Here is a 13,447-nt window from a genome sequence, read left to right as displayed (position 1 = left end):
CAAAGGTGCCAGTTTATTTTCAGCCACTCTCTTTAAATGTTTTGAACTAATTTACTTAATCCAAGCACCATCTGCACCTAATCGGTATTTTCCAATCCAAGTGCTGTATGCCATTTTACCATTGCTATATAAATAGTACCACTTTGTACCGACTTGAACCCATCCAGTAGCCATTGCACCGGATGATTTTAGGTAATACCAACTTCCACCATCTTTAAGCCATCCTGTTTTCATAGAACCATTACCACTTAAATAGTACCAGCTTCCACCAGTATAGACCCATCCTGTTTTCATAACTCCGAAGGAATCTAGGAAATACCATTTACCACCATCCAGAACCCATCCCGTTCTCTTCTCACCAGTTTGTTTATCAAGGAAGAACCATCTGCCATTATCCAAATACCAACCTTTATCTTTTACTCCATTTGTATAATGATAAGATTTGCCTCCCTCTACAAACCAACCATTAAGGACAGAACTAACAACACGAACAGTTGTTACTGTACTTGTATTTCCTGCTGGGTCAGTTGCAGTAACATTAAATACTGTTCCAACTGGATAAACATTAGGGAGATAAACACCAAATTTACCATCTGTACCAGTAACAGCACTGCTAATTACTCCTCCATTAGTCGATACTTCAATTGTAGAGTTTGACTCTGCTGTTCCTGTAAGAATCGTATCATTGTCGTCAATACGATCCACTTGCGGTGCGGATGGAGGAGTGACATCTTGAGATGGCAGTTGATCTATGTAATCCCAAGCTATAGCATATTCATCATTTGTTACAAATTCACCGATATTTAGGGCACGAATAAAATACACTCCTGCTGGCAGATTATACCCTGCTGTCATAAGGTGATCATCAAATTGTGCTGCTCCAGGATCAATAATATTGTCGTATTCATCTGTTAGAACAAATCCAATATCAGAGAGTGAATCCGTGGGCATTGCTCCAATGATCCCAATTGTACTATTTTGTGGAATTTCTATTGCAAAGGAGTCAAGGTCCATATCATGGTAAAACGTACCTAACATTATATCTCCTCTTGGTAGATAGTCAGCTTCATCAACGAAATCATTTGGCTCAACTTCGCTAAGATAATTTCCAGTCAGTTCTTGAGTTGAATACCCTTCAGAAAATTTTTGCGCTTTTGAAACATCTGATTTTTGAGATTTAAATAATCCCTTAGTCCGTTGTGAATCTAACATTCTATCGAGCTTAGAATTATTAAAGCCTTGTACAACATGACTTTGGGCTTTTTCTTTATCAAGTTGCCCCTTAAAAGAATCAAAAGGTGATTCAGCTTTTGCATTAACACCACCTAGCAACATTATTCCCGCTGATAAAGCTACTAAACTACTAATCTTTCTAAACTTCATGGTAAACCCCCTCAATTAGTAAAATACAACTAATTTTAGCATCTTTTACTAGGTATTATAGGTGGTTTCGTTAGACACTTTATCCTAAAAAATGACATTTTATCTGTTTATCGAAACTGTCTTTACTCTAGGAATCTGCTATCCTTGGGCAATTACAATGATTTTAGGATGGAAAACAAGGCATACTGTGATTAATGGGAGAAGATTACAATTTACTGGATCAGCAATAGGGTTATTCGGAAATTGGATTAAATGGCGGCTTTTGTGTGTAATTACTTTGGGGATTTATAGTTTCTGGTTATTTATTGCAATGGAGAAATGGAAAACAAAACACACTTCTTTTGCTAATTAATTAATAGCCCTTCAGTAATGGAGGGCTATTATTATCATTCAATAACACAAAAAACCACCCTCCATTGGTTAAGTTTCCAATAAAAAAGTGGTTTCGGATTAGTTTGATGAAGATAAAGCAAAATAATACAAATTTATAATGAAAGATTCACTCAACAACAAAATGTTGTACGAAAACTTGTCCTATATTTGCTTATAAATTATGTTCAAACCGTTGATACGACTGGGTTTTATTTAGATTGCTGCTTGTTCATTGCAGCCATCATTTGGTTGATCTTCTTCTGAGAAGGCTTCATACCCATTTGCATCATCATCATTTTAAGCATTTGCTCATTGATTGGCGGATTTTTCTTTAAATAGCTCATCATATATCGGCGAGCAATGAAAAATCCTAGTGCTACACCAGCAACTAATGCTAGTATACCAACTAGAACGTACATCATAAAACTTCCTCCTTCATGTTGTCTACCATACTACAGTGTACTAAATAAAACGGCATAAAACAATATCCTCTTGCAATTAGATTAATTTTCTTTCCTTAATCGGCTTTAACCAGCCAAAGCGTTGATGTTCAAGATCAATCGCCAAAAAGGAAGATTCACATTTTCGAAGCACTTCGAAATAAGCTGTCTCTGCCTCATAGCTTCCTTGCGCCTCGACTGTTATTAAATCTTGAAAAACTTCTAATTTTGCCGTACTTAGTTTTCCACTTAATTCAATATAGTATGCACCATGATCGGCTCTAAATCCTTTAATTCTCCCCAGCTGCTTTTGAATCAAATTGTGGATTTTCAATACCTCCACTTTTTTGGTTATATAGTCAATTTGTTTTTTCGTTATAAATTGAAGCTCACCTTTAGCATGTTGATGTTCCTGAAAAAGCTGATAAAACAGCCTCTCTCTTCCGAAGTAATGGGCGGCAAATTCATCTTCTATTAAATATAGTTGATATTTTCTCACACAAACCTCTCCTTCGCTGTCAACCCTTTTATCTATTATAAAAAATCAGAAATAAAACATTTGTCTTACGGCGGCAAAAACTTTCACTATTTTTGTCGATTGGGAGTTTCCTTAATAAATTTATGAATTCGGTGATATTTCTGAACTTTCCTTTTTTATTTTAAAAAGTTCAAATTTTTGTAAAAAATTATATTGTGAATTCTGAAACAAAAAAAGAGAACGGAATAATCCGTCCTCTTCTAAAAAAATATTTTATTTATGCAAAAGTGCTTTCACGCGGGCAACTACGTTGCTTACTGTGAAGCCGTATTCTTCCATAATCTTTTCACCTGGTGCGGATGCTCCGAATTTGTCGATTGCTAAAACATCGCCTTCATCACCAGTGTATTTGTGCCAGCCGAAGGATGCGCCTACTTCAATTCCAAGACGTTTCTTCACATTCTTAGGAAGTACGGAGTCCTTATATTCTTGGGATTGCTTTTCAAAACGATCCCATGATGGCATGCTTACAACAGAAACATGAACACCTTCACCTGCTAAAGCTTTTTGAGCTTCAACTGCAAGGCTTACTTCAGAACCAGTTGCAAGTAATAATGCATCTGGAGTTTCTCTATCTGATGGAGAAACAACATAAGCACCTTTTGAAACGCCCTCGTATGCGTTAGTGTCAGTATCCTTTAATGTCGGTAGATCTTGACGTGTTAAAACAAGTGCTGTTGGAGTGTCTTTAGATTCAACAGCTAGCTTCCATGCTGCAGCAGTTTCATTTCCATCTGCAGGACGAATGATTGACAAGCCTGGCATTGCACGTAGTGCAGCAAGCTGTTCGATTGGCTCGTGTGTTGGACCATCTTCCCCAACCGCGATACTGTCATGAGTAAATACATATGTGACAGGCAAGCCCATTAATGCAGCAAGACGAATCGCTGGACGAAGGTAATCAGAGAATACGAAGAAAGTACCTCCAAATACTTGTACACCGCCATGAAGAGCGATACCATTCAAAGCAGCACCCATTGCGAATTCACGAACGCCAAACCAGAAATTACGGCCATCGTAAGAACCTGGCATATAATCTTTTGTTCCCTTGATCATCGTTTTATTGGAACCGGCAAGGTCAGCTGAACCACCAATAAAAGTAGGCAGGTTTTTGGCAATTGCATTTAAAACTTCACCTGAAGAAGCGCGGCTTGCAAGTGCTTTTCCTTCACTATAAACCGGAATGTCCTTATCCCAGCCTTCAGGAAGTTCTTGATTTAATGCCTGCTCAAGTTGATTAGCCAATTCTGGAAATTCATTCTTATATTGTGCGAAAAGGTCATTCCATTCTTTTTCCTTTTTCTCACCTGTTTCCACAATTAGCTTTTGGAAGTTATCATATACTTCCTGCGGCACATGGAAATCTTCTTCGAATGTCCACTTGTATGCTTCTTTAGTCAATTTTAACTCATCAGCACCTAGTGGTGATCCATGAACGCCAGAAGTACCGGCACGGTTTGGTGATCCATAACCGATTACAGTTCGAACTTCAATCATAGTAGGGCGGTCAAGGTCGCTTCTTGCTTCTTCTAGCGCTTTTGCGATTTCTTCTAAATTGTTGCCGTCTTCTACACGAACATACTGCCAGCCGTAAGATAAGAAGCGATCTTTTACACTTTCAGAGAATGATTTATCTAAGTCACCATCAAGTGAAATATCATTTGAATCATAAAGTACAACTAAACGTCCTAATTTCAAGTGACCTGCAAGAGAAGCAGCCTCGGCAGAAACACCTTCCATTAGATCTCCGTCACCACAGATGCTGTATGTATAATGATTCACAAGTTCAAAATTGTCTTTATTATAAACACTTGCTACGTGACGTTCTGCCATTGCCATACCGACTGCCATTGCGATACCTTGACCAAGCGGACCAGTTGTTGCTTCAACACCTTCAGTGTGGCCATATTCTGGGTGTCCAGGAGTTTTACTTCCCCATTGACGGAATTGCTTTAAATCTTCCATAGATAAGTTGTAACCGGATAAATGAAGCATGCTGTATAACAACGCAGAACCGTGGCCTGCAGATAATACAAATCGATCGCGGTTAAACCAATGTGGATTCTTCGGATTATGGTTCATGAAGCGAGTCCACAATGTATAGGTCATAGGCGCAGCACCCATCGGCATTCCCGGATGACCTGAGTTTGCTTTCTCAATCGCATCTATGGAAAGAGTACGAATGGAAGTAACGGATAAATCATCAATAGTATTAAACATGAATTACATCCTTTCTGCATCACTTGAATACATCTTAATATTATATTGCTACCGAAATTAATTCAACCAATAAACTTAATAAATGAAATTAATTTTCGTTTTGTTTCTTATTTTGATCCATATAAAAAAGGAATACAAAAAATAGTATTCCTTGAATTAATGAAGATTATTTTTCTTTCTTTCTTTAAGTTTTTCTGGTGTGACATCGTTTCCTAATGGATCAACGAACTTTGTATTGGTTAACGTATCAAGCATATTGGAACGAAAAGTTGCTAGATACTCACTTCTTAGTTTGGATTGCTCTTTTGCTTCTAATTCCGTTAATCCGGTTGCTTTCGCTTTCCTCGCAAGCTCATTAATTCTTGCCATTTTCTCTTTGGACAGCATTTAAACACCAACTTTCATAAAAACTGTGTACATAGCAACTGATTTTACTAAAAAAAAGACCTTCTGACAAGGCAAAAGGTCTACTCATCTTGGGATTCCATATATTCCTGGTATCTTCGATGAACGGTCGCCTTGGAAATATTATAACCAAATCCTCTTAAAACAGCGGCTATTTCATGGAAGGTTAAATTGTTCTTTCTTAATCTTACAATTTCCTCAACAGGAACTTCGATTTTTTCTCGTCCTGAAGCTTCTCCAAGGTTTTTTAAATTTTTTTGGGGGTTATAGCCCTGTTCAACAGCCCTTCTCATTCCACGCTTAATTTTTACATTATGAAGCTTTCTTTGATATTCTTCCACCATACTAACAATTTTCAATACCATGGAATCCGACTCTGATAGCTGTAATTCGCCATTGTGGGAAATACTATAAAGTTTAATTCCCTCTTTTAAAATGCAGTGCAAGAGTGCAATTTTGGCGTTTCCCCTTCCAAGACGTGTTTCGTCTTGAATTAGTAGGGCTTGTACTTTTTTATCCTTTATCCGTTCCAAAACATGAAGGATACCGTCTCTTTCAAAGTCATAGCCGCTTGCCTGTTCTTTAATTATTGAATCAATTTCAAAATGATGCTGTTTTGCAAGTTGTATTAGTTCTTCTTCCTGACGCTGTAATGAGGTTTCCTGCGTTTCTTTATTTGTACTAACCCGGCAGTAGATGATTGCATTCATACCATTTATTCCTCAATTGCACTTGCAAATTGTGTTGAATCTGGAGCTTCGTTGCTAATTGGAATCATAATTTTATCACCAGGGAAAATTTGATCTCCCACATTTTTATTGTGCTTTTTCACCCAGCTGACAAACTCTTTATTGGATAGTGAGTGCTGGCCGGCATATTGGTCGGATAGCTCCCAAAGTGAATCACCTTCAGAGACAGTTACTTTTATAAAGTTATCCTTTTCATTGGCATTTGACTGAATAGATAGGATTAAGGCAAATGAACAGCTTATAAACATTAGAATAATAGCAAATGAGTATTGGTTCCAAATCTTTTTCATGATTAACACCTCTAATTAGAATATACGTTCGCTTTTGATAGATTCATTATAATTCGAACATTTGTTTGTTGTCAACCACAAATTCGAACTTATGTTTGTATAAAAAGAGCGAACATGATATAATTAAGACAACATTAACCAGGCGAGGTGCATTTTATCATGGTAAAAATATCAAAGCGGCAGCAGGATATCCTGGATTTCATAAAAGGTGAGGTTAAGAGCAAGGGCTATCCTCCATCCGTACGCGAAATTGGCGAAGCGGTTGGACTTGCATCCAGTTCCACTGTACATGGCCATTTAGCTAGATTAGAAAGTAAAGGTCTTATTAGACGGGATCCAACAAAACCTAGAGCAATCGAAATTTTGGAAGTAGATGAGCTTGCTCATATCCCAAGAAACAATGTTGTCAATGTTCCAGTGGTTGGTAAGGTAACAGCGGGATTACCTATTACAGCCATTGAAAACGTGGAAGAATATTTTCCACTTCCAGAAAGACTTGCACCTGCTGATGAACACGTATTTATGCTAGAAATCATGGGTGAAAGTATGATAGAGGCTGGAATTCTTGATGGAGACTATGTCATCGTTAAACAGCAGCAAACAGCGAATAATGGGGATATTGTTGTAGCGATGACAGAAGATGACGAAGCTACGTGTAAGAGATTTTTTAAAGAAAAAGATTTCATCCGTCTGCAGCCCGAAAATTCAACTATGGATCCTATCATTTTACGAAATGTTTCTATTCTTGGAAAAGTTATCGGAGTATATAGACATATTCATTAAAAAAGAGTCGGCATTTCACTTGCCGGCCCTTTTTTTCACTGTAGTAATTGTTGGGAAAATTTTCGATAAATAATTTACACGTTGCGTAAATTTGGAAAATTCAGTATTTTTTCCCATGCTCAAGAGTTTCCAAGTTTAGTATAATGGTAATACACCAAGATTTACCTTAGGTCAAAAAAATCCAGGCTTAAGGAGAGTGAGAAAGAAGTGTTCATTGACATTATTTTCTCTTTAGTGATTGGTGGGACGGTTGGGATTATTGGACATGTTCGTAAGCATGGTAAAATTATTATGCCTCGGAAAACAAAAAAGTTCCTTTATCTCGGTTTTCTAGAAGAAATGCTTCTAGGTGCAGTTGCAGCCCTTCTCCTCGTTTTGTATACAGCTCCAAATTCTTATGTTGAGAATATTATTTTTTCACTCGTTGCCGGGATTGCAGGTGATGCTGCACTTTCGGGTTTTAAATTGATTAAACAGAATAGTGAAGAGAAATAAAATTTGGTTTAAACCAGCATCTGAATGATAAGATGCTGGTTTTTTGTTTAGAGAAGGTCTTGTTTATTTTCAGTTTGGACGGTTCATCGACCGACTTGCATGAAAATGTATCGCTTCGGTAAATGAAAGAGTATTTCATTGCCCAATGTACATGAAAAACGGCTTCCAGGATAAATGAAATGTCAGTTCATTGACTAAAATCCAATAATCTGTGCTTCCAAGGCAAATGAAGTCGGTTTCCGTACGAAGGATTTTTTTTTAACAAATAAAAAAGTCTTGACGCTAAAAAAGCGACAAGACTTTTCAATCTTAATACATTGACATATACTGATCGCGTTCCCATTGGTGAACGACGGTGCGGAACATATCCCATTCGATCTCTTTTGCTTCTACAAAGTGTTCTAAGATGTGCTCTCCAAGACCAGCTACGATTACTTCGTCTGATTTTAATTGGTCTAAAGCTTGAGCTAGAGTTGCAGGCAGATCAATGATGCCTTCCTCTAATCTTTCTTCCCTGCTCATTACATAGATGTTGCGGTCTACTGGTGCTGGAGGAGTTAAGTTGTTCTTAATTCCGTCAAGACCTGCTTTTAATAGAACAGCCATAGCAAGGTATGGGTTAGCAGCTGGGTCTACGCTACGTACTTCAACACGAGTGCTTAGTCCGCGGGAAGCCGGGATACGGATTAATGGTGAACGGTTTCTAGCAGACCATGCAACATAACAAGGTGCTTCATAACCAGGAACTAGACGCTTATAAGAGTTTACAGTTGGGTTAGTAACCGCTGTAAAGTTAGGAGCGTGCTTTAGGATACCTGCGATGAATTGACGTGCAGTGTCGCTCATTTCAAGATCGCCAGTTGGCTCATAGAATGCATTTTTGCCATCTTTGAATAAAGAAAGGTTGCAGTGCATACCAGATCCGTTAACACCGAATAATGGCTTTGGCATGAATGTTGCGTGTAAGCCATGCTTACGAGCGATTGTTTTAACAACAAGCTTGAATGTTTGGATTTGGTCACAAGCTGTTAAGGCATCTGCATATTTGAAATCGATTTCGTGCTGACCAGGTGCCACTTCGTGGTGGGAAGCTTCAATTTCGAAGCCCATTTCTTCTAGTTCAAGAACGATATCGCGACGGCAGTTTTCCCCTAAATCTGTTGGAGCAAGGTCAAAGTATCCGCCTTGGTCGTTCAATTCTAGTGTTGGCTCACCTTTTTGGTCTAATTTAAATAAGAAGAATTCTGGCTCAGGTCCAAGGTTAAAATTAGTGAAACCAAGGTCTTCCATTTCCTTTAACACTCTTCTTAAGTTGTTACGCGGGTCACCTTCAAAAGGTTTTCCTTCTGGAGTATAGATATCACAGATTAAACGGGCAACTTTTCCTTTTTCAGCGGTCCAAGGGAATACCACCCAAGTGCTTAAATCTGGATATAGATACATGTCAGACTCTTCAATACGAACAAATCCTTCGATTGAAGATCCGTCGAACATCATTTTGTTATCAAGTGCTTTTTCTAATTGGCTAATAGGAATCTCAACGTTTTTAATTGTTCCTAGAATGTCAGTGAATTGTAGACGAATAAATTTAACATTTTCTTCTTTAGCAAGACGTTGAATATCTTCTCTTGAATACTTTGGCATTTTTCAATCCCCCTAATTTTTTCATAAAAAAATTTTAATGGAAAAAGCGTGACATATCACCTTGACGAAGTGAGGAACGATTTAATCTATTAGAATGAATCAATTCGTTTCGCAGCAATTTTCTTAACTGATCATCTGTTAACTCGCGTTTTGCCTTATCGGCATGCTGCTCAAGGACATTGGCTTGTTCTTGTTTGACCAAGAAAAGCTGTTTGATTCCTGCCATATTGACTCCTTGATCAATTAAATCTTTCACTTCTAAAAGCCTATCAATATCATTCAAGCTAAATAGCCGTCTGTTTCCCTCAGTTCTTGCTGGAGAAATCAATTGGTGTTCTTCATAATAACGGATTTGCCTTGCTGTCAGCTCAGTTAGCTGCATGACAGTTCCGATGGGAAACAGCGGCATGGAACGGCGAATTTCCTTTCCACTCACCAAATTTCTCCTCCCTTACAATCTATCATATTGTCATTATATTTGACGTTAGATAATATGTCAATCTTATGTGAGGAAATCTAACATGATTTTTGAATTATTATTATTGTTACCTCTGCGGAACCGTTTTAATTACAAATACTTTGATTTATTAGGTTGACGGTTAATAGTACCTTCGCATAATTACCGTTTTGGTGGTTTTTCCGCGCATACGGGCATTAGGAGCCTCTCCTAATTACCAGCTCGATGGTTTTTCCGTCCAAAAGGGCATTAGGAGCCTCTCCTATTTACCGGTTTGGTTCTTTCTTAGGCTTGACTCATGAAACTGCGGTCCTTCATGTATATTTTCCTACTTCACTTCAATTAATCCTTTTTCAATCAATTGATCAATCGCCAGACAAACAGCCATTTTTACATGGGCATAGGTTAAACCGCCCTGGACATAAGCTACATATGGCGGTCTGATTGGGCCGTCAGCGGTCAGTTCAATGCTTGCTCCCTGGATGAAGGTTCCCGCCGCCATAATGACGTCGTCTTCATACCCCGGCATGTAGCTTGGGTGCGCGGTAACGTAGGAATTAATTGGGGAGGCAAATTGGATAGCCTGGCAAAAGGCTACCATTTTATCGCGGTCATCAAATTGGATCGATTGAATCAAATCTGTCCGCTTCACATCCCACTTCGGCGATGAATTCATTCCCAATTTTTCAAGCGTGGCAGCTGTAAAAACAGCTCCTTTTAGTGCTTGAGCTACAACGTGCGGAGCTAGAAAGAACCCTTGATACATTTCCTGCAGGCTATAAAGAGAAGCCCCTGCTTCGGCTCCAATCCCAGGAGAAGTCATCCGGTAAGAGCATGCCTCGACCCACTTCTTCTTGCCAACAATGTATCCCCCCGTTTTCACAATGCCGCCGCCAGGATTTTTAATAAGAGAACCTGCCATCAAATCAGCTCCGACATGACATGGCTCTATTTCCTCAACGAATTCTCCGTAACAGTTATCTACAAATACCACAACGTCCTGCTTGATTTCCTTTACAAACGAGATCATTTCACCGATCTCAGGAACTGTGAACGATGGACGGGTAGCATAACCCTTTGAGCGCTGAATACCAATCATTTTTGTGTTCGGTTTGATTTTCTTGGCCACTTCATCCCAATCAATCCCGCCCTCATTGGTCAAGGAAACACTATCATAGGAAATGCCAAATTCCTTTAAGGAACCGACACCGTTCCCGCGAATCCCTACGATTTCTTCAAGCGTATCATAGGGTTTACCCGTGATATAGAGAAGTTCATCACCTGGGCGAAGGACGCCAAATAACGCAATCGATATCGCATGGGTTCCGGAAATGATTTGCGGACGGACAAGACCTGCTTCACCGCCAAACACATCCGCGTAAATGGATTCCAACGTATCTCTGCCAATATCATCGTACCCATATCCGGTTGACGGGATAAAATGCGAGTCACTTACCCTGTGTTTTTGAAAGCTTTTTAGAACGCGAAATTGATTGGTTTCCGCTTTTTCATCGATTTCTTTGTGTACCCCGGCAATTTGCTGTTCCACTTTTTGGACAAGCGGTTGAAGCTTTTCCCCATTTATTAACTGTTGAAACATGGTGTAACTCCTATCTATATTTTATATTTCTGTAACTGACCTGTTATTTGATGGTCTTTTAATGTATAGCCCTTGCATCGATACAGCTGGTCTTCTTCATCAAAAGACAACTCTTTTAAAATTGTCTCATTTTTTAATTGTGAAAGAAGTTTTCCTTCTGTTGAAGGTACCTTCACCTCATAAGCATCCATCATTTCGATAATAGTCTTTTCCATTTTCATCTTGAGGGCATGGCGGTCTTCTTCATTAAATGCACTGATAAAAGCCGTCGGTGTGTCGGCAGTCGGAACAAAATCTGGATGCTGGATATCTTTTTTATTATAAACCGTTAATTGCGGGATATCTTTTACCTCTAAATCCTCGAGCAGTTTATTAACCGTTTTTTCGTGTTGAAAATAATCTGGATTCGACATATCCACAACATGGAGAAGCAAATCAGCCTCTCTCACTTCTTCAAGGGTCGAGCGAAACGCAGCGATTAGAGCTGTAGGCAAATCCTGTATAAATCCAACTGTATCGGTAATTAAGGCTAAAAACCCGCTTGGTAAAATTAATTTTCGGGTCATTGGATCAAGTGTGGCAAACAGTTGATTTTCCTCATAAGACTCCGCTTCAGACAGACGGTTAAACAACGTTGATTTACCAGCATTGGTGTAGCCGACAATCGCTACTTGAAAAGCTTTATTTTTCTTTCTTCGTTCCCGATATCGTTCCCGGTGCTGGACGATGACAGCGAGCTGCGTTTTAATATCATCGATTCGGCGGCGGATGTGCCGGCGGTCGGATTCTAATTTGGTTTCCCCTGGTCCTCTCGTCCCGATACCTGCCCCCAGCCTTGAAAGCGCGGTACCTTGGCCTGCTAAACGGGGTAGTATGTATTGAAGTTGCGCAAGCTCAACCTGTAGTTTTCCTTCTTTGGATCGTGCTCTTTGGGCAAAAATGTCTAAAATAAGCTGTGTCCGGTCGATAATTCTGGCATCTATTTCAGAGGCAAGATTCCGCTTTTGACTCGGAGATAGCTCATCATTGAAGATAACGATATCGGCTTCAAGCTCTTCAACTAAAGCGACAAGCTCTTCCACTTTTCCCTTGCCGATATAGGTTGCCGGGTGAAGACGATCTCTTTTTTGCACTACAGACACTAATACTTCACCTTGCGCAGTTTCTGTTAATGAGGCTAACTCTTCCATCGAATATTGAAAACGCAAATCATCATCAGCTATCGTTTGACAGCCGACCAGAATGGCTTTTTCTTTCGTATCTTTTTGTTCCAATCAACATCCTTCCCTTCACAAAAAGCTCTACCTCTCATCATAACAAAAAAGCTTTTTAATCTCTATTTTTCCCTATAACAACCTTATTAAAAATAATTGTTGTATTTTTCTTTATGCGTGGTAAAATTTTAGTATTTCATGAAAGACAACAAGGGGAAAATGATTATTATGACATGGGAAGTTTTAAGTATGATTGGCACTATTGCTTTCGCGGTCAGCGGCGCGATTGTAGCCATGGAAGAGGAATATGATATTTTAGGAGTTTATATACTAGGAATTGTTACTGCCTTTGGCGGCGGGGCTATTCGAAACCTGTTAATCGGTGTACCTGTTTCTGCTTTATGGGAGCAGGGATTATTTTTTCAAATCGCTTTACTATCGATTACAGCGGTGTTCTTATTTCCATCAAACCTCCTTAAGCACTGGCAAAAATGGGGCAATTTGTTTGATGCCATTGGGTTATCTGCTTTTGCCATTCAAGGTGCGATTTACGCGGCAAATATGAATCATCCACTTAGCGCAGTGATTGTTGCTGCTGTCCTAACCGGAATCGGCGGCGGGATCATTCGCGACTTATTAGCCGGTCGAAAACCAATTGTCCTAAGATCGGAGATTTATGCCGTTTGGGCAATTCTAGCCGGCGTAATCATTGGCCTTAAAATCGCTTCAAGCTCCTGGGAATTATATACACTATTTGTCCTGATCACCGTATTGCGAGTTCTTTCCTACACCTTTGATTGGAAACTGCCGATACGGAGGCTGGGAGCGCATTAAAAAAATCGACGGTGTCTGACCGT

The 13,447-nt window shown here is 39.3% G+C and carries 14 protein-coding genes and 1 pseudogene; 4 read left to right on the top strand and 11 right to left on the bottom strand.

Features of this window, described 5'->3' with window-relative positions; genetic code table 11:
- Positions 1–51: 51 nt before the first annotated feature.
- Entirely contained in the window at positions 52–1,383 is a 1,332-nt protein-coding gene (locus V7161_RS12825; RefSeq protein WP_335445508.1) for an Ig-like domain-containing protein, read from the bottom strand.
- A 115-nt stretch (positions 1,384–1,498) separates the two neighbouring features.
- Between V7161_RS12825 and V7161_RS12820 the strand changes: the two are divergent.
- A pseudogene (locus tag V7161_RS12820) lies at positions 1,499–1,735 on the top strand (DUF898 family protein); the annotation flags it as partial.
- A gap of 229 nt (positions 1,736–1,964) precedes the next feature.
- Here the strand turns inward: V7161_RS12820 and V7161_RS12815 are convergent.
- The 6 genes from V7161_RS12815 to yneA form a co-directional block, all read right to left on the bottom strand.
- Positions 1,965–2,177 (bottom strand): YneF family protein, encoded by a 213-nt coding sequence (locus V7161_RS12815; protein ID WP_223588292.1) that lies wholly within the window; start codon positions 2,175–2,177, stop codon positions 1,965–1,967.
- A gap of 76 nt (positions 2,178–2,253) precedes the next feature.
- Positions 2,254–2,694, bottom strand: a complete 441-nt coding sequence (sirA, locus tag V7161_RS12810; RefSeq protein WP_223588293.1) for a sporulation inhibitor of replication protein SirA — start codon at positions 2,692–2,694, stop codon at positions 2,254–2,256.
- A gap of 252 nt (positions 2,695–2,946) precedes the next feature.
- Complete coding sequence (tkt, locus tag V7161_RS12805) at positions 2,947–4,953, bottom strand: transketolase (RefSeq protein ID WP_335445507.1); 2,007 nt, start codon at positions 4,951–4,953, stop codon at positions 2,947–2,949.
- A gap of 156 nt (positions 4,954–5,109) precedes the next feature.
- On the bottom strand, positions 5,110–5,340 hold the full coding sequence (locus V7161_RS12800; RefSeq protein WP_335445506.1) for a DUF896 domain-containing protein: 231 nt from the start codon (positions 5,338–5,340) through the stop codon (positions 5,110–5,112).
- An 80-nt stretch (positions 5,341–5,420) separates the two neighbouring features.
- The gene (locus tag V7161_RS12795) at positions 5,421–6,068 is read right to left on the bottom strand and encodes a YneB family resolvase-like protein (RefSeq protein WP_289982182.1); all 648 of its coding nucleotides are present in this window, start codon (positions 6,066–6,068) and stop codon (positions 5,421–5,423) included.
- 5 nt (positions 6,069–6,073) lie between these two features.
- Positions 6,074–6,397 (bottom strand): cell division suppressor protein YneA, encoded by a 324-nt coding sequence (gene yneA / locus V7161_RS12790; RefSeq protein ID WP_335445505.1) that lies wholly within the window; start codon positions 6,395–6,397, stop codon positions 6,074–6,076.
- Between the two features lie 159 nt (positions 6,398–6,556).
- Here yneA and lexA point away from each other — a divergent pair, with 159 nt between their 5' ends.
- On the top strand, positions 6,557–7,180 hold the full coding sequence (lexA, locus tag V7161_RS12785) for a transcriptional repressor LexA (RefSeq protein WP_289982184.1): 624 nt from the start codon (positions 6,557–6,559) through the stop codon (positions 7,178–7,180).
- Positions 7,181–7,387: 207 nt separating this feature from the next.
- Positions 7,388–7,675, top strand: coding sequence for a DUF4257 domain-containing protein (locus V7161_RS12780; RefSeq protein WP_223588305.1), 288 nt, complete (start codon positions 7,388–7,390; stop codon positions 7,673–7,675).
- 309 nt (positions 7,676–7,984) lie between these two features.
- On the opposite strand, the gene glnA is transcribed toward V7161_RS12780, so the two are convergent.
- The 4 genes from glnA to hflX all read right to left on the bottom strand — a co-directional run bounded on the left by glnA (position 7,985) and on the right by hflX (position 12,650).
- Complete coding sequence (gene glnA, locus V7161_RS12775; protein ID WP_223588306.1) at positions 7,985–9,319, bottom strand: type I glutamate--ammonia ligase; 1,335 nt, start codon at positions 9,317–9,319, stop codon at positions 7,985–7,987.
- Between the two features lie 34 nt (positions 9,320–9,353).
- Positions 9,354–9,728, bottom strand: coding sequence for a MerR family transcriptional regulator (locus V7161_RS12770; protein WP_420491620.1), 375 nt, complete (start codon positions 9,726–9,728; stop codon positions 9,354–9,356).
- A 376-nt stretch (positions 9,729–10,104) separates the two neighbouring features.
- Entirely contained in the window at positions 10,105–11,376 is a 1,272-nt protein-coding gene (locus tag V7161_RS12765) for an aminotransferase class I/II-fold pyridoxal phosphate-dependent enzyme (RefSeq protein WP_335445503.1), read from the bottom strand.
- Between the two features lie 14 nt (positions 11,377–11,390).
- A complete protein-coding gene (hflX, locus tag V7161_RS12760; protein WP_335445502.1) occupies positions 11,391–12,650 on the bottom strand; it encodes a GTPase HflX in 1,260 nt (419 codons plus the stop codon).
- 168 nt (positions 12,651–12,818) lie between these two features.
- On the opposite strand from hflX, the gene V7161_RS12755 reads away from it, so the two are divergent.
- Positions 12,819–13,424, top strand: coding sequence for a trimeric intracellular cation channel family protein (locus tag V7161_RS12755; RefSeq protein ID WP_335445501.1), 606 nt, complete (start codon positions 12,819–12,821; stop codon positions 13,422–13,424).
- The last annotated feature ends 23 nt before the right edge of the window (positions 13,425–13,447 follow it).

Source organism: Neobacillus drentensis, from assembly GCF_036965425.1.
Lineage (GTDB): Bacteria > Bacillota > Bacilli > Bacillales > Cytobacillaceae > Neobacillus > Neobacillus drentensis_F.
The sequence above is the reverse complement of the archived record's forward strand: the minus strand, read 5'-3'. Positions and strand labels throughout refer to the sequence as shown.